Source organism: Ornithinibacter aureus (genome assembly GCF_009858245.1).
GTDB classification, from domain to species: domain Bacteria; phylum Actinomycetota; class Actinomycetes; order Actinomycetales; family Dermatophilaceae; genus Fodinibacter; species Fodinibacter aureus.
Genome location: NZ_VMSB01000001.1, coordinates 1,841,302 through 1,862,187, shown reverse-complemented (window position 1 = coordinate 1,862,187; position 20,886 = coordinate 1,841,302). Strand labels below are relative to the sequence as shown.

General features: G+C 67.2%; 23 protein-coding genes. 12 read left to right on the top strand and 11 right to left on the bottom strand.

The window, feature by feature from the left end; genetic code table 11:
• Positions 1-40: 40 nt before the first annotated feature.
• Complete coding sequence (locus tag C8E84_RS08810) at positions 41-607, top strand: hypothetical protein (protein ID WP_246196858.1); 567 nt, start codon at positions 41-43, stop codon at positions 605-607.
• A 143-nt stretch (positions 608-750) separates the two neighbouring features.
• On the opposite strand, the gene C8E84_RS08805 is transcribed toward C8E84_RS08810, so the two are convergent.
• Complete coding sequence (locus C8E84_RS08805; RefSeq protein ID WP_159901344.1) at positions 751-1,482, bottom strand: YwiC-like family protein; 732 nt, start codon at positions 1,480-1,482, stop codon at positions 751-753.
• Positions 1,483-1,544: 62 nt separating this feature from the next.
• Positions 1,545-2,198, bottom strand: a complete 654-nt coding sequence (locus C8E84_RS08800; protein ID WP_159901343.1) for a maleylpyruvate isomerase family mycothiol-dependent enzyme — start codon at positions 2,196-2,198, stop codon at positions 1,545-1,547.
• Between the two features lie 139 nt (positions 2,199-2,337).
• Here C8E84_RS08800 and C8E84_RS08795 point away from each other — a divergent pair, with 139 nt between their 5' ends.
• Positions 2,338-2,787, top strand: coding sequence for a MarR family winged helix-turn-helix transcriptional regulator (locus tag C8E84_RS08795; protein ID WP_281348928.1), 450 nt, complete (start codon positions 2,338-2,340; stop codon positions 2,785-2,787).
• Complete coding sequence (locus C8E84_RS08790; protein ID WP_159901341.1) at positions 2,784-3,428, top strand: hypothetical protein; 645 nt, start codon at positions 2,784-2,786, stop codon at positions 3,426-3,428. Before C8E84_RS08795 ends, C8E84_RS08790 begins: the two co-directional genes overlap by 4 nt.
• A 161-nt stretch (positions 3,429-3,589) precedes the next feature.
• On the opposite strand, the gene C8E84_RS08785 is transcribed toward C8E84_RS08790, so the two are convergent.
• From C8E84_RS08785 to C8E84_RS08775, 3 genes are read right to left on the bottom strand one after another with little or no spacing between them, the layout of a single operon-like run.
• The gene (locus C8E84_RS08785; RefSeq protein ID WP_159901339.1) at positions 3,590-4,099 is read right to left on the bottom strand and encodes a hypothetical protein; all 510 of its coding nucleotides are present in this window, start codon (positions 4,097-4,099) and stop codon (positions 3,590-3,592) included.
• 18 nt (positions 4,100-4,117) lie between these two features.
• Positions 4,118-5,416, bottom strand: coding sequence for an IS256 family transposase (locus tag C8E84_RS08780; protein WP_159901161.1), 1,299 nt, complete (start codon positions 5,414-5,416; stop codon positions 4,118-4,120).
• A 41-nt stretch (positions 5,417-5,457) separates the two neighbouring features.
• On the bottom strand, positions 5,458-5,913 hold the full coding sequence (locus tag C8E84_RS08775; protein ID WP_159901337.1) for a hypothetical protein: 456 nt from the start codon (positions 5,911-5,913) through the stop codon (positions 5,458-5,460).
• A 263-nt stretch (positions 5,914-6,176) separates the two neighbouring features.
• Here C8E84_RS08775 and C8E84_RS08770 point away from each other — a divergent pair, with 263 nt between their 5' ends.
• Positions 6,177-7,427 carry an IS256 family transposase gene (locus C8E84_RS08770; protein ID WP_159901335.1) on the top strand — a complete coding sequence of 417 codons (1,251 nt, stop codon included), beginning with the start codon at positions 6,177-6,179 and terminating at the stop codon, positions 7,425-7,427.
• A gap of 18 nt (positions 7,428-7,445) precedes the next feature.
• On the opposite strand, the gene C8E84_RS08765 is transcribed toward C8E84_RS08770, so the two are convergent.
• On the bottom strand, positions 7,446-8,351 hold the full coding sequence (locus tag C8E84_RS08765) for a hypothetical protein (protein ID WP_159901333.1): 906 nt from the start codon (positions 8,349-8,351) through the stop codon (positions 7,446-7,448).
• Between the two features lie 562 nt (positions 8,352-8,913).
• Between C8E84_RS08765 and C8E84_RS18070 the strand changes: the two genes are divergently transcribed.
• The 6 genes from C8E84_RS18070 to C8E84_RS08735 all read left to right on the top strand — a co-directional run bounded on the left by C8E84_RS18070 (position 8,914) and on the right by C8E84_RS08735 (position 15,302).
• The gene (locus C8E84_RS18070; RefSeq protein ID WP_159901331.1) at positions 8,914-9,978 is read left to right on the top strand and encodes a DEAD/DEAH box helicase family protein; all 1,065 of its coding nucleotides are present in this window, start codon (positions 8,914-8,916) and stop codon (positions 9,976-9,978) included.
• Positions 9,929-11,161, top strand: coding sequence for a type I restriction-modification enzyme R subunit C-terminal domain-containing protein (locus C8E84_RS08755; RefSeq protein ID WP_343041555.1), 1,233 nt, complete (start codon positions 9,929-9,931; stop codon positions 11,159-11,161). The genes C8E84_RS18070 and C8E84_RS08755 overlap by 50 nt, the downstream gene beginning before the upstream one ends.
• Positions 11,162-11,222: 61 nt before the next feature.
• Complete coding sequence (locus C8E84_RS08750) at positions 11,223-11,822, top strand: type IV toxin-antitoxin system AbiEi family antitoxin domain-containing protein (RefSeq protein ID WP_159901327.1); 600 nt, start codon at positions 11,223-11,225, stop codon at positions 11,820-11,822.
• Positions 11,819-12,679, top strand: a complete 861-nt coding sequence (locus tag C8E84_RS08745) for a nucleotidyl transferase AbiEii/AbiGii toxin family protein (protein WP_159901325.1) — start codon at positions 11,819-11,821, stop codon at positions 12,677-12,679. Before C8E84_RS08750 ends, C8E84_RS08745 begins: the two co-directional genes overlap by 4 nt.
• Entirely contained in the window at positions 12,676-14,172 is a 1,497-nt protein-coding gene (locus C8E84_RS08740) for a class I SAM-dependent DNA methyltransferase (protein WP_159901323.1), read from the top strand. Before C8E84_RS08745 ends, C8E84_RS08740 begins: the two co-directional genes overlap by 4 nt.
• Complete coding sequence (locus C8E84_RS08735) at positions 14,169-15,302, top strand: restriction endonuclease subunit S (RefSeq protein ID WP_159901321.1); 1,134 nt, start codon at positions 14,169-14,171, stop codon at positions 15,300-15,302. Before C8E84_RS08740 ends, C8E84_RS08735 begins: the two co-directional genes overlap by 4 nt.
• Here the strand turns inward: C8E84_RS08735 and radC are convergent.
• A complete protein-coding gene (gene radC, locus C8E84_RS08730) occupies positions 15,286-15,939 on the bottom strand; it encodes a RadC family protein (protein ID WP_159901319.1) in 654 nt (217 codons plus the stop codon). The genes C8E84_RS08735 and radC overlap by 17 nt on opposite strands.
• A gap of 223 nt (positions 15,940-16,162) precedes the next feature.
• Positions 16,163-17,137 (bottom strand): IS5 family transposase, encoded by a 975-nt coding sequence (locus C8E84_RS08725; RefSeq protein WP_159904451.1) that lies wholly within the window; start codon positions 17,135-17,137, stop codon positions 16,163-16,165.
• A 369-nt stretch (positions 17,138-17,506) separates the two neighbouring features.
• Here C8E84_RS08725 and C8E84_RS08720 point away from each other — a divergent pair, with 369 nt between their 5' ends.
• A complete protein-coding gene (locus C8E84_RS08720) occupies positions 17,507-18,217 on the top strand; it encodes a hypothetical protein (RefSeq protein ID WP_159901317.1) in 711 nt (236 codons plus the stop codon).
• 10 nt (positions 18,218-18,227) lie between these two features.
• On the opposite strand, the gene C8E84_RS08715 is transcribed toward C8E84_RS08720, so the two are convergent.
• The 3 genes from C8E84_RS08715 to C8E84_RS08705 are packed head-to-tail and all read right to left on the bottom strand — an operon-like array spanning position 18,228 to position 19,855.
• Positions 18,228-19,169, bottom strand: coding sequence for a 1,4-dihydroxy-2-naphthoyl-CoA synthase (locus C8E84_RS08715; RefSeq protein WP_159901315.1), 942 nt, complete (start codon positions 19,167-19,169; stop codon positions 18,228-18,230).
• Between the two features lie 9 nt (positions 19,170-19,178).
• Positions 19,179-19,622 (bottom strand): TA system VapC family ribonuclease toxin, encoded by a 444-nt coding sequence (locus C8E84_RS08710; protein ID WP_159901313.1) that lies wholly within the window; start codon positions 19,620-19,622, stop codon positions 19,179-19,181.
• Positions 19,619-19,855, bottom strand: a complete 237-nt coding sequence (locus C8E84_RS08705; protein WP_159901311.1) for a ribbon-helix-helix domain-containing protein — start codon at positions 19,853-19,855, stop codon at positions 19,619-19,621. The genes C8E84_RS08710 and C8E84_RS08705 overlap by 4 nt, the downstream gene beginning before the upstream one ends.
• Positions 19,856-20,004: 149 nt before the next feature.
• Between C8E84_RS08705 and C8E84_RS18065 the strand changes: the two genes are divergently transcribed.
• Positions 20,005-20,865, top strand: a complete 861-nt coding sequence (locus C8E84_RS18065) for a hypothetical protein (RefSeq protein WP_246196857.1) — start codon at positions 20,005-20,007, stop codon at positions 20,863-20,865.
• The last annotated feature ends 21 nt before the right edge of the window (positions 20,866-20,886 follow it).

The following is a 20,886-nucleotide window of genomic DNA, read 5'->3' as shown; positions in this document are numbered from 1 at the left end:
GCGCCCACTGTAGGGCCGCCGCTCGGTGCCGAGGGGGGTATTGAAGGACGCTGCCCTCGCCCTCGCCCTCGCCCTCGCCCTCGCGCTCGCGCTCGCGCTCGCGCTCGCGGCCGGGGCGCGCGATGATGGGTGCCGACGCAGGAGGTGGACCGTGGACGAAGCGTATGCCGCGTACCTGAAGCAGGTGCAGGCGCAGCGGGCCGAGCTCGGCGAGTCGATGGTGGCACTGCAAGGCGCCCTGGACCACCCGGCGGGGCTGGGCTCCACGTGGCGCGGGCGGGTGCGGGCCGCGCTGACCGAGCTCGCCCACGACCTTCGTGACCACGTCGAGCTCACCGAGTCGTCCGGAGGGTTCTACGACGACATCCGCACCAAGGCGCCGCGTCTGAACCACCAGGTCGAGTCACAGCTGGTCGAGCACGCCGAGCTGCTGGCCGAGGTCGAGCGACTGCTCGACGAGCGCGATGAGGGGATGCCGGACCCGGATGCCGTTGCCGCCCACCGCGAGGCCGCCACCCGGCTGCTGGGGCAGCTCGTTCGGCACCGCCAGCGAGGGTCGGACCTGACCTTCGAGGCTTATGCGGTCGACCTCGGCGGGTCGGGCTGAGGGTCGTCGGTCGGACCCGGGCGCCGTCGTCCGAGACCGTGCGCCGGCGTCGAGTGAGCGCAACATGCCGTGTCCGCCGAATCACGCACGGCGTGTTGCGCTCACTCGACTGGGTGCCGGGCGCTGTCGTGGCCCGAACCCGCTCAGGTGACGAGGAGTGCGGTGGTCGCGACCACGACGGTCGCGACGACCTCGCCGATGCCGACGGCCTTCGGCGACAGCCTGTAGGCCGGGAGCGCCGCGGCCCGGATCGTCAGCAGCGCGAACACGAGCACGAGCCACGGGTCCACCCCGGTCATGGCGACGGTGGCCGCCCCGTGTGCCAGCGCCGAGAGCCAGTGGAAGCGCTCGTCGCCGCGCTCACGGATCATCGTCTTGACGTAGAGCACGGTGCCGGCGAAGTACGCCGCGAGGATGCCGGTCAGCAGCCAGGCGCGCTCCCAGTCGGTGCCGCTGCCGGCGTCGTAGGCCACAAGGACCATGAGCGAGGAGCCGATGCTCGTGGCCAGCCCGCTCCACAGGCTGCGCTCGTCGCGCCGGGCGCTCGCGACGAGTCCGATGGCCGTCGGGGCCACGAACAGGGGAGCCCACCGCAACAGACCCGGGTCGAGCGCGAGGGTGAGGGCTCCGAACGCCGCGGACGCCACAGCGTACGTGTGCAGGGGCGGCACGAGCGCGGGTCGGCGACGTGGCGGAGCCTTCAGCCAGAGCCCGGCGGCGAAGAAGGCGAAGTAGCCGAGGAACCAGAACGCGGTGAGCGGCATGTGGACCCACGCGGGGCCGCTGGCGAGGATGCCCACCGCGAGCGGGGTGGCGAGCATCGCCCACGCCCCGTGCTGGTTCGGCACCCACCCGGGTGCCCTCCTGCGGCTCACCCGTCGAGCGTAGGACGACGCCCTTGCTGGCTCGGCGGCGGGTCAGCTGAGGTCGGGCGCAGTCAGCGAGCTCCCAGCGCCCGGGCGCGGTCGGCTCCGGGGCCGGTCAGTTCGGCGTACGGGGTGCGCCGCCCGGTCGAGAGGAGCAGCAGGGAGGTGACCGGGCCGTGCACCTCGTTTCCCGACCCTCGGGCCCAGTCGGCGTCGGTCGCCACGAGCCGCACACCACGCAACCGGCGGGCGGCGAAGAACGGGAAGCCGAAGGTTCGGTCCCAGGCCCAGTCGGCGGCGGTCGCCGCTGCCTCGGGGTGGACGGCCATGGGGGCTCCGAGCGGGCGGGCGATGTCCTGGGAGTGGACGAGGGCGTCGATCAGGGGGTCTCGCCACATCGTCGTCGGCGCCAGCTTCCTGTTCCCCACCAGTGAGCGCAGGTTGTCACACACCTGGGCGTCGGTGAGCTCGCGCGACCAGGCCAAGGTGCCCTCGCGGATTATGGGGTCGAACCGAAACCCCTGTCGGACAGCGGTCCTCATCACGAAGCCCGTGGATGCGAGGGCCGACATCGACAGGTGGGCACCGACGTCACGGACGGTCCAGGCGTCGCACAGCGACCGGTGACGGCGCTGGTCGGGGGTGAGGTCGTCGAGCAGGTCGGCGACCTCGGCGCGGATCGCGTCGATCACCCGCCAGCTCTCGTCCTTGCTGATGGTGGCCATGCGCTCGTCTCCGATATCGTCAGGCTATCGAACCATATTGGTATGATACTCTTACGACAATGTGGATGGCAAGGCACGGCATCCTCGATTGTCGTTCTCCCATCGGCCGTCGAACGCAGCGACCCCGGAGGTGACCGAGGTGCCGGATCCCAACGTCGGGGTGCTCATGTTCGTGGCTCACCGGGCGATGGAGGAGCGGGTGCTCGCGGCTCTGCGCGCTGCCGGTTTCGACGACGTCACGCTGGCTCAGGGGCGGGTGTTCGCGAGGATCGGCGACGGGGGGACCCGGCTGACCGACCTCGCCGAGATGGCCCAGGTCACCAAGCAGACGGCCGGCTTCCTCGTCGACCGGCTCGCGGATGCCGGGTACGTCGAGCGGGTGCCGGACCCCACCGACGCGCGCGCCCGGCTCGTGCGCATCGCCGACCGCGGCCGGGTGGCCCAGGCGTGCGCCGCGCGTGCCGTCGCCGAGGTGGAGGTCGAGTGGGAGGCGCACGTCGGGGTGGAGGAGATGGCTCGGCTGCGCTCGATCATGCGGCAGCTGCGTGAGGTCACCGACCCCTACCGCGAGGTCGGGGAGGGAAGGTGAGCTTCGGGGTGGGCCGCAGCGACGACGCGCACGATGTCGCACGGTTGGAGGCTGCCTCGCAGGACCCGTCGGTGGTCGCGCGGTGGGTCGCCGGGGTGTTCACGCCGGCGAACGTCGTGCTGGCGGTGATGGCGTACGTGGCCGTGCGGCACTCCGACAGTGTGGTCGAGGCGGCGCTCTGGTGGGCCGTGACGCTGCTCCTCGTGGTAGCGCTGCCCTACGCCATCCTGTTCCGCGCGATGCGGGGTGGGCGAGTCGATGACCGGCAGGTGGTGCGGCGCTCGCAGCGGCCGTGGCTGTATGTCATGGCCCTGGCGTGTGTCGCGGCGGCCCTGGCCCTGCTCGTGCTCGCGGGGGCGCCGTTGCAGGTCGTCGCCCTCGTCGTCGCCATGGGTGCGGGGCTCGCGGCGATGCTGCTCGCCACCCTGGTGGCCAAGGCCTCGATGCACCTGGCTGTCGCGGCCGGGGCCGTAGCGGTCGTGGTCGTCGAGCAGCCGCTGGTCGGAGCGGTGTTGTCGCTGGTGCTCGTCCCCATCGCGTGGGCGCGGCACCGGGACGGGCGGCACTCGGTCGGTCAGCTCGTGGCCGGTGCGCTCATCGGCGGCGTCACCGCGTTCGTGGTCTATGCCTTGCTGACCTGACCGCAGAGGCGGAGCACGTCGCGAACCGGCACCTGAGTTGTCCGCCAACGGTCTCGTTGAGTCTGCACGCTGCCCGTGTCGACATGGCCATCGTGGCATCCCTGAAAAGGGCGACCCCAGGCCGGTGGGGTTCCCATCTGACGGTGGTAGGCAGCCCGCCTTTAATTGGTTTTGGTGTTAGTCAAGTGGACACCGATGTACCCGATGTAGGCCTTCTTCGTCTTGGTGACATCGGCAAGGTAGTACATCCGCGGAGCGTTCTGGTCGCGGTGTGTGGGCGCGAAGTGTGCGGCCATGAAGACCTCGCCGGTGTCCGAGACCGTGGATGGCACCGCAAAGGTGCGTTCTCGCCGCATCTTCGCGTTGTTCTGCACGGTGTCGCTCTCATTGGCCCTGTGCCGCTGGGTGGGGCACTTCCGACCATGGACATCTGCCGAGTTGAGATACATGTGGACATTGCCATTGAACTCGTGCTCCACGCACTCGGCCATGTAGTCCCTGAGTACCAGGATGTACTCCCAGAATGACGAGGCGTACGTGCCGTTCGGGTCGGCCGCGTCGATCTCGTCTGCCCGGTCGATGGCTTTGTCAACGTCCGTGAGTTCGACGTACCTGAGGATGTCCCCGAACGCCTCTGGATCTGTCAGTCGCTCGACGAGAGCAATAGTCAAGACCTGTGGATCGGCGTGTCACGCGACTTGCTGATCACCTCCTGATTCGAGGCTCGTGTCTTCGGGTCGTTCGACGAGGATCCCTCGCTCGAAGGTGGCTCCGGCTCGCACGAGCGCGACGAGATGGGGCGCGTTGACCGCCCGCCACCGGGCCTGCGCGGCCTGGATCAGCTTGAACGCCATCGCGACCCCAGCAGCGCGCGAGCCAGGGCCCTTGGTGACCCGCTGACGCAGCCGCACGGTCGCGAACGTCGACTCGATCGGGTTCGTCGTGCGCAGGTGGACCCAGTGCTCGGCGGGGAAGTCGAAGAACGCCAGCAGCACGTCGAGGTCATCGATGATCTTCGCGGCCGCCTTGGGCCACTTGACCCCGTACTGCGCCGCGAACGCCCTCGCCGCCGCGGCGGCATGTTCACGGTCTTCGGCGTTCCAGATCTCCGCGAGGGCGGCCTTCGCGCCCGGCTGCGCCGACTTCGGGAGGCAGTTGAGGACGTTGGCGATCTTGTGGAACCAGCAGCGCTGCTCACGGGTGCCCGGGAACACCTGCCGCACCGCGGCCCAGAACCCCAACGCCCCATCGCCGACCGCGAGCACCGGTGCCCTCATCCCGCGCCGCTGGCACGAGCGCAGCAGGTCCGCCCACGACTCGGTGGACTCGCGGTGCCCGTCGTCCAGGGCGATGAGCTCCTTGGTGCCGTCAGCGCGCACCCCGATCATCACCAGCAGACACACCTTGTCCTGCTCGAGGCGGACCTTGAGGTGGATCCCGTCGACCCACACGTACACGTAGTCGACCTCAGCCAAGGAGCGTTGGTTGAACGCCCTGGCCTCGTCCTGCCAGGCCTTGGTCAACCTCGTGATCGTCGTCGGCGACAGCCCGTGGCCGGTGCCCAGGAACTGCGTCAACGCCGGCGCGAAATCCAAGCTCGACAGCCCGTGTAGGTACAACAGCGGCAACACCTCCGCCACCTGCGGGGACTTGCGCGCCCACGCCGGCAGGATCGCCGAGGAGAACCGGACCCGCTGCCCGCTGACCTCATCGACCCGCCTGTCGTTGACCCGCGGCGCCCGCACCGGCACCGCCCCAGCAGCGGTGGTCACCTCCCGCGGCTCGTGGAACCCGTTACGGACCACCAACCGCCGACCGGCCTCATCACGCTCGTGCGCGTGGGCCTCGATGTACGCGGCAACCTCGGCCTGCAACGCCACCGCGAGCAGCTGCCGGGCACCATCACGCACGACCTGGTCGAGCAACGACCCGCCACACCCGGTGCCCTTCTCGTGCGACTCGTTCTCCTCGTGGACTACCTTGAGCATGGGCGTACCTTCCCGAGCCGGCGCGCCAACGCCGACCCTGATCAGACTTGCATGGGCTTCAGATCTTGCTCGGGAGGTACGCCCTCTTCACGACACCTCGCCGAGGCCCATCCACAGGTTCTGATCATTGCTCGCTCGACGATCTCCGAAACGCTAACAGGGTCCAACTCCCACGGCGGAGTCGGCTCGCCTACGTAGCTGTACCTGTCAGCGCGTTCTGCACGCCACCGCTCCAGCGAGCGTGTTCTCCGCTCCGCTTCGCGGCGCTCGGCTTCCGCGAGCGCCCTGTCGAACTGCTCGGACTCCAGCTGACGGCGGAGCTCACTGACCTGATCCTCCAGTCGCTCGCGCTCGGATTGGAGCTTGTCGGCGTTCTTCGCGGCGACTTGAACAAGGGACTCCTGTTGACTGAACCTGTCAGCGATTGCCTGCAGTGCGGCCTCGTCTACGGCCTCTCGGCCTGCGATCTTGTACACAAGGCTCTTGAGCTTGTCCAACCATGCAGGCTTGGACTCGGGGAAGCTGACCTCGACCGCGACCTCTTCTTGGCTACCGATGCCAGGGTCAGGCAGTGGCACTTCTTCTGGTCTGATCTGCTCGCGCTGAAGAATGCGCACTGTGCGCGTCAGCTCGGCCGGCAAGTTGAGTCCGGCAGAGTGGTGTACGACGACGACGGTGAGCGTGTCCTGCTGAGGTAGGCGCGGTCACCGCGTGATCCTTCGAGTGATCTCTCACAACCGACTCGAATTGGAGCACCACGATGACCGCTGCACCCAGTATCGACCCTGCCCGTTTCCTGCAGGACGAGCTCGCTCAGGCCAGCCCTGACTTGATGCGCGACATGCTCACCACGTTCATCAACGCGCTGCTGTCAGCGCAGGCCGACTCCGTGTGCGGGGCTGAGTACGGCACCCGCAGCCAGGACCGGACCAACAGCCGTAACGGGTACCGGCACCGGGACCTGGACACCCGCGCCGGCACGATCGACGTGGCCATCCCCAAGCTGCGTGAGGGGTCCTTCTTCCCGGACTGGCTGCTCACGCGGCGCCGGCGGGCGGAGGAGGCGCTGGTCACCGTCGTGGCGACCTGCTACCTGCTCGGGGTGTCCACCCGGAGGATGGACAAGCTGGTGCGCACCCTGGGCATCACCGGGCTGAGCAAGTCCACCGTCAGCGAGATGGCCAAGGACCTCGACGAGCAGGTCGCGGCGTTCCGCACCCGCCCGCTGACCGAGGGCCCGTACCTGTTCGTGGCCGCGGACGCGCTCACGATCAAGGTCCGCGAGGGCGGTCGGGTCGTCAAGGTTGCGGTCATGGTCGCCACCGGCGTCAACGCCGACGGGTACCGCGAAGTCCTCGGGATCAACTGCGCCACAGCCGAATCCGGTGCCGGCTGGTTGGGGTTCTTCCGTGACCTCGTCGCGCGGGGCCTGTCCGGGGTCGCGCTGGTCACCTCCGACGCCCACGCCGGCCTGATCGACGCGATCGGGGCGACCCTGCCCGCCGCGTCGTGGCAGCGGTGCCGCACCCACTACGCCGCGAACCTCATGGCGATCACCCCCAAGTCCCAGTGGGGCTGGGTCAAGGCGCTGCTGCACTCCGTGTACGACCAGCCCAACACCGAAGCCGTACACGCCCAGTTCGACCGGGTCCTGGACGGGCTGCACGACAAGCTCCCACAGGTGGCCGAGCACCTCGAGGGCGCCCGCGCCGACATCCTCGCGTTCACCGCGTTCCCCAAGGAGATCTGGCGACAGATCTGGAGCAACAACCCCAACGAGCGCCTGAATCGCGAGATCCGCAGGCGCACCGACGTCGTGGGGATCTTCCCCAACCGCGACGCCATCATCCGCCTCGTCGGCGCCGTCCTGGCCGAACAGCACGACGAATGGGCCGAGCAGCGCCGCTACTTCAGCCTCGACGCCCTCACCCGCACCCGCGAGGCCCTCACCGCAGCAAACTCACGAGAGGAGGTCACCGAGCCCGCCCTCATCGGCCAGCTCACCACCTGAACCACCCCCAACGAGGGATCACCCTCGTACACCACCCCATCGGGCTTGACCGGCCGGCATTTCGGCTTCGAGTAGATACAGGCGAGGGGTAGTTGCGATAGTCCTGATCAGGCGCTCCGAGAACCGTGGTTCTCCTTGGGAGTCCGTACCAAGACCTTGACTCATCGTTCGCGCGGTCAAGACTCGGTGGCGACGAGCGTCCGCCCAATCGCCAACCTCCACGCGCGGCACGTAGGTGCGCACTCCGCCCCTCGGAATCGAATGGGAGTCACCGAGTCGAGCGTTGAGGTTTGCCGCTGCCTCCGCGTCCAGCACGAAGAACGAGGCGCAGCCGATGGCATCGCGGGTCAACGTGCCCACCGCCCTCGCCCACAGCTCCAGCGGGACGCCCGGCACGGGCGCTGCGACAATGATCGACAGATCCCGATGCTCGTCGTTGATGTAGTCGACAAGTTGTTCGACGTCATCAAGTCGCAGCGTTCGCGGTTCGCCGTGGACGGGAACCGACCCGTCGTAAGCGTCGACTGCCTTCAGAGTGTTGCGAACGACCCGCGGGGTCCCTGGCTGGACAGTTGATCCATCCCGTCGCTGGCCTTCGCCCTCGAACCACAGAACCTGCTTGAGACGTCGTGAGGCTGGGGCTGAGGCCGCGTAGAGGCGGGTAGTCCAAGTTCCATCGCCGTTGGTCTCCACGTACTCCAACAGCAGGCGGGCCTGCTGGTCGTCGCCCCGGTGTTCGACGACGGTCAAGACCGAATCTGGCCCCATTCGGAAGGTTCCGGGCCCGTCCCATTCGGCCGATTCGATGGTCTTGCGGGGGTCACGGACCATCTCCACAAGCCAGCTCCGAAACTGCTCCCTGGCGATCCTGACCGCGTCCTCGCGATCGTCCAGGCGGAGAACGGCTCTGTAGCCGACCGTCATCCGTTGCCCCCGATCGGTTCGGTAGGCGTTGGCGCGGAGGGTCGAAACGGTTTCGGCGCCCCGGATGCGTTGCGGGTCCCGACATTCCCGTTCTTCTGCGCGACGCGACAGTCGAGGTTGGGGACGCCAAAGCCGCAACGGATTTCGTTCGCTCCTACGGGATGTGAATGCATGCTTCGAACCTAGCCGCCAGATCTGACATCTTCGAGTTGTGCGCTGGTCGGGCGGTCGAGGCGGTTGAGTGTGGTTCGTCAGATCTCTTTTGTCGTGTGTATCTGGCCGAGGTGGTGCTACCGGCATCAAGCCGAGGGGGCGCGTACGCGCTTTGCCAAGCGCAAGACGGGAGTTCCTCTACATTGGCCACATGACGAGGGGGCCTTTGGAGCAGGAGACGTGCGACGACGTCATCCTCCCGGCGCTTGAGGGAGTCGGCTGGTCCCCAGATCAGATTCGTCCGCAGGTGTCCGTAAAGGCACGGAGAGTGGTGTCGGCAGGTGGCGCGGCCCGCACGATCGCCAACGGGGTGGTCGACTACGTCCTCGAGATCGTGCCGGGGCTGCCCTTGGCGGTCGTCGAGGCCAAGCGAGCCCATCGCTCAGCCGCGGACGGCGTGCAGCAGGCGATTCGCTACGCAGAGCAGCTTGACGTTCCGTTGGCGTATGCCAGCAACGGCTCTGAGGTGATCGAGCGTGACATGGTCTTGGGTGTCGAGCGCGTCATCAGCACGTTTCCCACGCCGCCGGAGATGTGGGCTCGGTACGCCGAGCAGCACGGGCTGGACGACGAGACCGGCGCGTTGCTGCGTCAGGGTTTCAATCGCAACAAGCGGATGGCCTCTGGTGAGGTGATGCAGCCGAGGTGGTACCAGAGCACTGCCGTGCACGGGGCGCTTGCGGCCATGGCGCGCGGCGAGCGGCGGCTGCTCTTGCTGATGGCGACTGGCACGGGCAAGACGTTCACCGCCATGCAGATCGTGCACAAGCTGCGTGCGCACGCGAAGGTCGTGACACCCGAGCGCAACTACCGCGTGCTGTATCTCGCTGATCGCGACGCCTTGCTAAAGCAGCCGATGGGCAAGGACTTCTCTCCGGCTTTCGGCGGCGACCCGCTCATGCGGGTCTCCGGTGCGGCGAACCGCTCCCGCGAGATCTACTTCGCCACGTATCAGTCCCTGACCGGTGTCGGCGACGAGGACGAGCTCTTCCGCGAGTACCCGCCCGACTTCTTCGACCTCGTCATCGTCGATGAGTGTCACCGGGGGAGCGCCTCGGAGAACTCCTCCTGGCGTCGGGTGCTCGATCACTTCGCCTCCGCGGTGCAGCTGGGGTTGACGGCCACGCCCAAGCAGGACGACACGGTCGACACGTACCGCTATTTCGGCGAGCCGCTGTTCACCTACTCGCTGCGGCAGGGGCATCGAGGACGGGTACCTGGCGCCCTACCGAGTTCGACGTGTGGTCCTGAGCCCGGACTCGGACGGCTGGGAGCCGGACCCGGGGCAGCTCGACCGCTTCGGCCGGGAGATCCCCGAGGGCCGCTACACCACCCGCGACTTCGAGCGGGTAGTTCGCCTGCTGATGCGGACCGACGTCGCTGCGCAGTACCTGTCACGGATTCTGCGACGTGATCCGACCGCCAGGACGATGGTGTTCTGCGTCGACCAGACACATGCCGACGACATGCGCCGGGCGCTCGTCAACGCCAACCCCGACCTCGTGGCTGCGGACCCCGAGTGGGTCGTGCGGATCGTCGGTGCCGAGGAGGAGAAGGCCCGGTTGCTCGAGGCGTTCTCCGATCCCGAGTCGGCGTCCCCTGTCGTCGCGACGACGTCGAGGCTGCTGTCGACCGGTGTGGACGTGCAGGACCTCAAGTACGTCGTGCTGTTTCGCCCCGTGGGCTCTCCGGTGGAGTTCAAGCAGATCATCGGCCGCGGAACGCGGTTGTACCCCGACAAGGGCAAGACGTCGTTCGAGATCATCGACTTCGTCGGGGCGACAGCGCATTTCGCCGACCCCGACTTCGACGGGTACCCAGTCCGGATCATCGATGATGGGGACGGCTCTGCTGAACTTGTAGATGGTGAAGAGGACGCAGCGGGCGCCGGCGACCAGGAGCGGCCCCTTCCCGACTGCGCGGACGACGGGATGCCGGGTGAGGTCGCCGAGCCGGAACCGCCGTTCGAGCCGGGAAACCCCGATGAGCCCGAGGGTGACTCCGGCGACCAGGAACCTCGCGCTCGGTACGTCGTCGACGAAGGCTCGTTCTACGTGGTCGCTGAAGCGGTACAGGTGCCCGACACCCCGACCGGGAAGCTGGTGTTGACCGAGTACGGCGAGTTCGTTTCCGGTCAGGTCAAGCGGCTCGCTCCCAGCCCCGCTGCCCTGGCCGAGCGTTGGTCCCAAGCACCCGGACGGGCCGACGTGCTGGCTGTCCTGGAGTCGGCAGGCGTCGACGTCGCAGAGTTGCTACCTCCCGGCGAGGTGGAGGTCGATGTGCTGGACATCTTGCTCCAGGTCGCGTGGAACCTGCCCGCACGCACGCGGGCCGAGCGCGCCCGTCGTGCTGTCGAGGAGCATCGCAGCGATCTTGAGGCACGGTCTGATACGGCGCGTGCTGTTCTGGCTGCCCTGCTCGAGAGGTATGTCGAAGAGGGAATCGACGAGGTCACCTCACCCGAGGTGAGTTTGGTTCCCCCGCTGTCGGAGTTGGGGACGCCTCGACAGCTGGCCCGGGAGTTGGGCGAGGGTGGGCTGCATGGAGCAGTCGACGACGTCCAGCGCTGGGTCTACTCCACCGATGTTGTAGCATGACGCGCTGTTCTAGCGTGAAACTAAAGATTTGATTGAGGACTTTCTGAGGTAGAGTCGGCGCATGCCCGGCCCGACGCAAGATCTACGACGTCAGCTCCATGAGCGGGCGTTCGCCCAAGCGGGCTACTTCACGGCAGCCCAGGCATTGCGGATCGGCTACAGCTACCAGGCGCAGAAGTACCACGCCGACCACGGCAACTGGCTGCGGGTGGACCGTGGGCTCTATCGGCTGCCCGGGTGGCCGAGCACCGCGGACGACACGTACGCCCGCTGGACCCAGTGGAGCGGTGGCCGGGCCGTCGTCAGCCACGAGACCGCGCTCGCGGTGCACGGCCTGTCCGATGCCAATCCCGCGCGCGTCCACCTCACCGTGCCCCCGGGCTTTCGCGCCGCGGATGACGCGGTCGTCACCCACGTGGATGTCCTCGGTGACGACGATGTCGACGACCGGGGGGCCTGGCGGGTCACCTCCGTCGAGCGCACCCTGGCCGACGTCGCAGGCGGCGATGCCTCCCCTGAACTGGTGAACGCCGCCGTTGCCGATGCGCTGGAGCAGCGGCTGATAACGCGAAAGCGACTGCTGCGTCGTGCCGCTGACCTTCCAGACCGCGCGGCTTTGCGACTCGAGCGGGCGCTTGCAGCCATCGCGAGTGGCTCATGAGCACCACCAGCAACCGCCAGCGGTCGGTCGCCGACCGCATTCGGGTGGCGGCCCATGCGGCCGGCATCGACGCCAACAGGCTGCGCCGATCGGTCGTGTTTCAGCGCTTGCTCGTGCGCCTGGCCCCGCACGGGCTGGTGCTCAAGGGTGGCTACAGCCTTGAGGCCAGGCTTCCGGGTGCGGCGCGGGCGACCAAGGACGTCGACCTCGTCGGCCGGCTCGCGACGGCCTCGGATGCCGAGACCCTCCTCGATGCGCTCGAGCCCATGCTCGAGGCCGTGGCCGGGGATGACTTCAGCTTCCGCGTCGTCGCCGCGCGCCCCATGCGCGAGGGCGCGCCGGGTCAGCAGGCCTGGCGCCTCACCGTCGAGGCATTGGTGGATCGAGCTCGCTTCGAGACCGTCACGGTCGACCTCGTCGGCCAGGTGAACGAGGTGATCGGCGCGACCGAGCGGTTGCGGATCGCCTGTCCGGTCGCGTTGCCCGGCTGCGATGAGGTGCTGATCGACGCGGTCGATGTCTACCAGCACGCCGCCGAGAAGTACCACGCCTATGCGCGGATCTACGCCCAGGAGCGCCCGTCATCACGCGTGAAGGACCTCGTCGACCTCGTCCTGCTCATCGAGGCCGGGCTGCTCGTCGACGACGCCCGCCTGCGGGAACGCCTCGATCGCGTCCACACCGTCCGCGACGGCATGCCGCCGCCCGCGCAGTTGGGCCCCCCGCCGCAGTTCTGGGATGAGCCGTTCTCGGTCATGGCCGAAGACCTCGGCCTCATGGCCCGGCTGCTGCCCGATGCTCACCTCCTCGTCGCGGACCGGTATGCCGCGGCACTCTCCGAAGGGACGACACCATGACCCCGCCCCGGGTTCGTCAGGCCGCTCAGCCGCAGACCACCCGCGCCCGACTCCAGAGCATCATCAAGGAGTCGCGGAACATCATGCGCAAGGATGCCGGGCTCAACGGTGAGTTGGATCGGCTCCCGCAGTTGGCCTGGCTGCTGTTCCTCCATGCCTTTGACGAGGTGGAGCAGGATCGTGAAGCTGCTGATCGCGACTACCGCCCGGCCATCGTCGGGAAGTATCGGTGGTCGCAGTGGGCCCACAGTGACGTGACTGGGGAGCCGTTTCTCGCCTTTGTCAACGACCAGCTGTTGCCCCACCTGCGTGAGCTCCGCGGGTCCGGGAGGCCTGGCGACCCGCGAGATACCATCGCCTCGATCTTCAGCAATGTCTCGAACCGGATGCTGAGCGGTCACCTTCTGCGCGACCTCGTTGACCAGCTCGACAAGGTCAACTTCGCCAACGCCGACGACCTGCACACCATGGCTCACCTGTACGAGTCGATGCTCAAGGAGATGCGGGATGCCGCGGGCGACTCGGGCGAGTTCTACACCCCGCGCCCTCTGGTCAGGTTCATCACCGACATGGTGGACCCCCAGGTCGGGGACGTGGTCATGGACCCGGCCATGGGGACAGGCGGCTTCGTTGTCGAGGCGTTCGAGCACATGATGGCTGGGGCCAGGACGCCCACCCAGCGGGAGACGGTCAAGCGGTCGATCCGTGGCGTGGAGAAGAAGTCGATGCCGTTCCTCCTGGCTGAGATGAACTTCCTGCTCCACGACATCAGCAGTGCGGCCGTCATTCAGGGCAACGCCTTGGCCAACCCTGTCGCTGACATGCGCCGCGACCCGGTGAACGTGATCCTCACCAACCCGCCCTTCGGCGGCGAGGAGGAGCGGGGGATCCAGGACAACTTCCCGGCGGGACTGAAGACGGCCGAGACAGCGTGGCTGTTCCTCCAGTCGGTCATGGCCAGGCTGGAGCGGAAGAGGGGGCGCTGCGGCATCGTCGTGCCGAACTCCGTGCTGTTCGACCAGAACATCGGCGGTCGCGTCAAGAAGGAGTTGATGACCAAGTTCAACCTCCACACCGTGCTGCGTCTCCCGAACGGTGTATTCGCGCCGTACACCCTCATCCCGAGCAACGTGCTGTTCTTCGAGTGGGGCCCACAGGATGAGCACGTCTGGTTCTACGAACACCCGATGCCGGAAGGCCGGAAGAACTACACCAAGACCAAACCGATGGCGTACGAGGAGTTCGCTGCCTGCGAGGCCTGGTGGGGCGGACGCAACCGAGAAGGGCGGGTCGAGACCGCGCAGGCGTGGCCGGTGCGGGCCGACGAGATCGCAGAGTCGGGGTACGACTTGGACCGCCGCAACCCCAACCGTCCGGATGACCTCACCCACCGGCCACCTGCGGAGCTCATTGCCGAACTCATCGAGACCGAGCACGAACTCATGGCCCTGCTCGAAAACCTCCAGCGCGAGATCAAGGACTTCTCTGCATGAACGTGCATCGCTTGCGTCTGGGCGAGGCGGTTCAACTGCAGCGTCGGGCGGTCGACGTTCGCGTCGAGCAGCGCTATCGGGAGATTGGTGTTCGCTCCTTCGGGCGCGGCCTCTTCTTGAAGGAGCCTGTGTCCGGCGGCGAAATCGGAAACAAGCGCATCTTCCACGTGCATCCCGGCGATCTGGTGGTGAGCAACGTCTTCGGCTGGGAGGGGGCTGTCGCGCTTGCTGACGCGAGGCACGCGGGGACGGTCGGCTCGCATCGCTTCATGACGTGGACTGCGCGTCGAGAAGACGTGCACCTTGAGTTCGTGCGGAACTACTTGCTGTCTGACTCGGGGCTGGAGCAGCTTCGGCAAGCGTCGCCGGGGTCGGCTGGGAGGAACCGCACACTGTCCATCGCGAACTTCGAGGCGATCGAGGTCCCGCTGCCTGACCTCCCAGAGCAACGCCGCATCGCCGCCCACCTCGATCGTTACGAGCGGATGGCAACGCTACTCAAGCCCTCGCCGCCTGCACTTGCGCTGCCAGTGTCTGTTCGCGACACCTTGGTCCGAGTGGCGGATGGGCCTCGGGTGCCGCTTCGGCAGATTCTGAAGCCACGTTCAGGCGAGTTGGTGAAGCCTGATGGGAAGTACCCCATCGCAGGCGTCTACAGCTTCGGCCGAGGGTTGCTCCGCAGGGCCGAGATCTCTGGCTCGGAGACGAAGTACGTAACCCTGACCCGTCTAGAACGGGGCAATGTGGTGTTCAGCAAGCTGGGTGCCTTCGAAAACGCTGTCGCGGTAGTCGGTCCTGAGTACGGGGGCACCTATGTGAGCCCCGAGTTCCCCGTGTTCGAGGTCGGCCCCAAAGCCAACCCCGACTACTTGATGGCCGCATTGACGACCACCGAGTTTGCTGAGCGGCTCGCGTCGGCGGCCACTGGTGTAGGGGCTCGGCAACGTCGCGTCAGCGTGGCCGCCTTCCTTGCGCTGGATGTGCCACTCCCGGAATCCCCTCGCCAGAAGCACGTGGCCGACGCACTTCGCTTGGTATCCCGGATGCAGTCGATGATCGAGAAGCGTCGACTCCTCTCGAGCGCAGTTCTGCCCGCTGCGCGTAACGAGATATTCAGCGCGATGCGGTGATGCTGCTCCACTGATCGCCGGCCACGATCACGTGGTCGAGGAATCGCAGGCCCACCTCACGCGCCGCGGCACGGACCTGCTTCGTGACCGCGACGTCCTCGGGGCTCGGGGTCGTCGACCCGCTGGGATGGTTGTGAGCCAGAGCGAACGCGACGGCATCGTGACGGAGGGCCAGCGACAACACGTCACGAACCGGCACCAGGCTCCGCGTCGCCGACCCGCTCGTGACGGTCATCATGCGCCGTACCCGGTGGTTGCCGTCGAGGAGCACGAGCAGCACCTCCTCACGGCGCGATCGACCAATCCGGGGAATGGCCACAGTCGCAACGTCTGCTGACGTCCGCACCAGCACGCCCTCGGGCACGGTCACCCGGTCCGCGAGCGCGAACGCCGCGACCAGGCGACATGCTTTCGCAACGCCGACCCCCGGCATCCGACTCAACTCGTCGACGTCGGCGCGAGCGAGCCCGGCGACGCCACCCCACTCTGCAAGCAGTGCCCGCGCCAGTGCATGGACCCCTTCGCCCTGTCGACCGGTGCCGAGGTGCACGGCGACGAGTTCCGTATCGGATAGGGCCTCGGCGCCCATGGACATCATCCGTTCGCGCGGCTGGTCATGTCCACTCGCTCGTCCCATAGGACGACGCTAGGCGGTGCACGGGCCCAAGGCGCGGTTGTCCACAGGCGGATGTCGGAGCTCAGCTCTAGGGAAGCGCTGATCAAGGGGGCAGTTGGTTGGTGCGGGGGCCCGGCGGGGTCGGGGGCACTCCCCGGGGGCTCGTTTCGCCCGGTGGGTTGGGCTCTTGACCCCCGGGTCTCGGGGTGTTTCTAGCGGTTGCGGGCAGGCTGAAGCCTGGCCGTCACCCCATGAGGGCGGCGGCCCTGGCGCGCATCAACCAGTTCGCGGAGGCGAACAACACGTTGAGGTGGTTGAGGTTCTTCGCGATCCCGCGGTAGCGGGTCTTGGTGAAGGCGAAGTCACGCTTGACGATGAGGAACGGGTGTTCGACCTTGGCCCGCACCGACGCCTGGCGTGATGCCACGGCGCGGTCATGCTCGGGCATCGTCTTGAGCACCCCTTTACGTGGGGCGACTTGCCACGTGATTTGTGACAGGTCTTCGTTCTCGGCGATCTCGGGCCGCTTCGCAGCTCCTTGGTACCCGGCGTCGGCGTACACAACCTCGTCATCGGCGCGCACCAGGTGCACCGCCTCGTCCAGGTCATGCACGTTCGCCGCGGTCGCGGTCACCGTGTGGACGTACCCGGTCCCGGCATCAGCGCCGATGTGGGCCTTCATCCCGAAGTGCCACTGGTTGCCCTTCTTCGTCTGGTGCATCGCCGGGTCGCGGGTGCCGGTGGCGTTCTTCGTTGATGACGGCGCCGCGATGATCGTGGCGTCGATGATGGACCCGCCCCGCATGATCCAGCCCTGCTGCGCGAACACCTCGTTCTGCGCCGCCAACAGCTTCTCCCCGAGGTGGTGCTCCTCCAACAAGTGCCGGAAGTGCAGCAGCGTCGTGGCGTCCGGGACCTGCTCGACCGCGAAGTCCAACCCCATGAACCGGCGCATCGCGTACGAGTCGTACACCGCGTCCTCCACGCCCTCATCGGACAGGGAGAACCACACCTGCAGCAGGTACATCCGCAGCATCGTCTCCACCGGCTTGGCCTTACGGCCCCGCTTACCCGCACGATCCGCGTAGTAGAACGGCTCGATCACCCCCACCCACGACGCCCACGGGATCGTGGCGTCCATCGCTTCCAAGAACTTCTCCCGACGCGACACACGCCGCCGGTTGCCGTACTCAATGTCGGTGAAACTGGGCTGATCGATATCCACACCCCATTCTCCCGGGACCCCACCCACCAAGGCCGAAGACGCCCCGGCCAGCCGAGAAAATCAGTGATTCCCTAGGCTGCGGTGTGGAGGTGGTTCTCATGCAGAGTTCTTTTCCGGAGGTCGTGCTCACCTTTGTCGTGGCCCACGTCTGGGACATTGTGTACGCATTCGGTTTTCTGGTCGTTGGAGCCTGTCTCCAGATCGCCGGGGATCACGTTGCAGGAGGTGGGGACTAGCTCAATGCAGGATTTTGGTGAAGCCTCAATCGTCAACTGGGCTCTCAATGCCCCCGCACTTGTGGTAGGCCTCCTGCTAGGGCCTGCATTCGGTCGCGTGTCGCGTGGTCACGCGTTCGGGGAATCGATGAGCAATATTCGAGAAATCGCCGATGAGTTGAGTGGCGGTTCATTTGTCTTGCCGAAGGGGGCGCGGCGAGAGAAGCGCTCGTCGGCCGAAGACCCAGATCTCTGGGTCCTGGGTTTCGTTTTGATCGTGGTCGTGAGTCTTTATCTCAGATACCGGACCACCATCTTGGTCGGAATACTGATATTGGCTCTGGCTATCTCGGTCGTCGCAATTTCGGTCATTGTTGTGGCATCGAGGCGTGGTGTTGTCGCCCCAGGGTTCTGGCATTCGACGGCCTTCCTCGTGCCACTGTTGTTCACCGCGGTCGGCACTACAGTCGTGGCGTTCCTCTGGGACCCGCCGGCGGGCGGTAAGGAGTTTCGAGAGTTCGTCGAATATTATGGGGAGACGGGGCAGTTCGAGTCGCTCGATGGGTTGGCCTTCGTCCTATATCAAGTTTTCGGCGCGATTGCTTTCGTGGCATTAGCGGTGCTCAGCATCTTGTTCAGTACTGCGAACCTTGTCGCCATCTACGTGGCCATCGGCTCTTGGGGCGCTCCTGTTTGGCAGATTCTTCACCGAGTTCTGGGCAGGATGGGAAGCCCGCTAGTCCTTCTGATTTGCGTGCCCTTGGCCGCCTTGGCCCTATTGTTGGCAGGAGGATGGTTGTTCGAATGGGCTGCCTCATCAGCCCGCGATTTGCCTATTTCAGTGACGCCGTCCGGATGAACCAGCTCGCTCAGAAGTACCAGGGGAAGGGCGACCAGTCGGGGTCGCGCTTCTCGAGGAACTGGTCGCGACCCTCGACGGCCTCGTCGGTCATGTAGGCCAGACGGGTCGCCTCGCCGGCGAAGACCTGCTGACCCATGAGCCCGTCGTCGAGCAGGTTGAAGGCGAACTTGAGCATCCGCTGGGCCTGGGGGCTCTTGCCCATGATCTCGCGGGCGGCCTGCAGCGCCTCGGCCTCGAGCTCGGCGTGGTCCGCGACGATGTTGACCGCGCCCATGCGGTGCATGTCGTCGGCCGAGTACGTGCGTCCGAGGAAGAAGATCTCGCGGGCGAACTTCTGCCCCACCATCTTGGCGAGGTACGCGCTGCCGTAGCCGCCATCAAAACTGCCGACGTCGGCATCCGTCTGCTTGAAGCGGGCCTGTTCGCGCGAGGCGAGGGTGAGGTCGCAGACGACGTGCAGGCTGTGGCCCCCGCCGGCCGCCCATCCGCCCACGAGGGCGATGACGACCTTGGGCATGGTGCGGATCAGGCGCTGCACCTCGAGGATGTGCAGGCGCCCGCCCTCGGCCTTGACCCGGCGCTCGTCGACGGTGTCGGCGGTGGTGCCGTCGGCGTACTGGTAGCCCGAGCGGCCGCGGATGCGCTGGTCGCCGCCGGTGCAGAACGACCACTTGCCCGCGCTGCCGGTGCCATCGGGGCCCGGCCCGTTGCCGGTCAGCAGGACGACGCCGACGTCAGCCGTGCGGCGTGCGTGGTCGAGAACCCGGTAGAGCTCGTCGACGGTGTGGGGGCGGAACGCGTTCATCACCTCCGGGCGGTCGAAGGCGACACGCACGCAGCCGAGCCCGACGGCCCGGTGGTACGTGACGTCGGTGAGGTCCTCGAAGCCGTGCACCTCCTGCCACGCGTCGGGGTCGAAGGTCTCACTGACGGCGGGGATGGCGCTCACGGCGACAGGTTATCCGCGGGGTCCGGTGTCATCGCCGAGGAGGTGAAGACTGAGGCCAGGGAAACGGCGGAAACCGCGGTCAAACGTCACGAGGGTGGCGTTTGCGGAGGTCGCCACGGCTGCGAGCCAGGCGTCCGGTACGTCGTTGGCGCGAAGGTCGACGTCGATGACGGATGCCGTGAAGGTTGTCCACGCGCTCTCTGGCGGAAGAAGCCTCAGCGCCGCAGGCCCAGACCGCACGCGGTCACAGAAACTCACCGCATCAGCCATGCTCTGGACGGTGCCAAGTCGCGGATTGGTGAGAATGCGAATTGTCGCGGCCAAGGTCTCGTCGAGCAGCCCGACGGGCTCCTTGCCGGTCAGGATGTCGACCATCGTTCTGCGGGCGAGGTCGTGGTCAGGCGCGCCCGCACGAGCGGCGTTGATGAGGACATTGACGTCAGGGACGATCACACGCGCTCCATGGCATCACGCATGGCCGAGTTGTTGTTTGGGTCCACGGTAAAGGACCCCTCGAACACGGGGAGGTCGAACGCTGAGCGCCGCTCGGCGTCGGCTGCCTGGGCGCGCTCGAGCAGCGCGCGCAGCGCTTCCTCCAGGACACTGCTCATGCTGCGGTCCTCCTTCGCTGCGAGCACCTTGGCGGCACGCAGCAGATCGTCATCGATGGTCACCGTCGTGCGCATGGCATCAGTGCATCACCTTGGGCATCATGATGCAAGACCGTCCGCGGTGCTCGTGGTAGGCCTGTGGAAAACTGCGCGGCACTGTCAGCAGGTCGTGCCACGATCGGGGCAGAGCGAGCCAGGGGGGCACGCTGGACGGAGGGGCGACGATGGACGACGACAACGTGCTGAGGTTCGACGCGCGACGGTACGAGGAGCCTTGGAAGGAACCCTTCGGGGAGCCCGTGCAGGAGCGCTGGGAGGAACCACCCCCGCGCAGCCTCGGTGAGCTGACCCAGGTGGTCATGGTCGGCGGGAACGTCATCGACGTGGTCCAGCGATCGGTGTCCGGCAGCGGCTACGAGTGCGCCGTGCTCGATCTCGAGGAGCGAGGGCTCTATCGACGGCCGGGGCCGCCCCCACCGCCGGTACAGCCGCCATTGCCGCCGGCGCACGAGCAGACCTTGGCCTGGCTCGCCGCGATCGTCGGAGGCGACGAGGCGTTGGCGAACCTCGATGCCACCCCGCTTGCCCCGGAGGCGCTCGACCTCGATGCCGTGCCCGGGCACCTGCGTGACCGGGTTGCTGCCATCGCGGCCCGCTTCGAGCCATGGGTCCCGCTCGTGCTGGGGGACGAGGGGCTGACGGCGGCCCGGCGGCTGCTGACCCGAGCCGTGGACACTGAACCGGGGCTGCTCCGCAGCGATCGCGACGACATCGCCACCGGCGCCGTGGTGTGGGCCGTCGCCAAGGGCAACGACCTCGTGGGGCAGAACCGCCCGGTCCGGGCGAGCCTCATCCAGGAACTGGCCGGCCTGCGGTCCTCCCCGGGCCAGCGTGGGTCAGGATTTGCCTACGCGGTCGGCGGGGTCTCGGCATGGTCGGGCCGCGCGCAGTGGATGTACCACGCCCAGCCGGACGTCATCCCGCTCGGCAGCCCAGACCTGTTGCTCGGGCGGTTCCGGCACCGACTGATGGCCAGCCGGGACATCGCCCTCCAGCTTCGGGCACGCACTCCGGTCGCGGGCTGAGCGGTTGTGCCCGGACGGCAT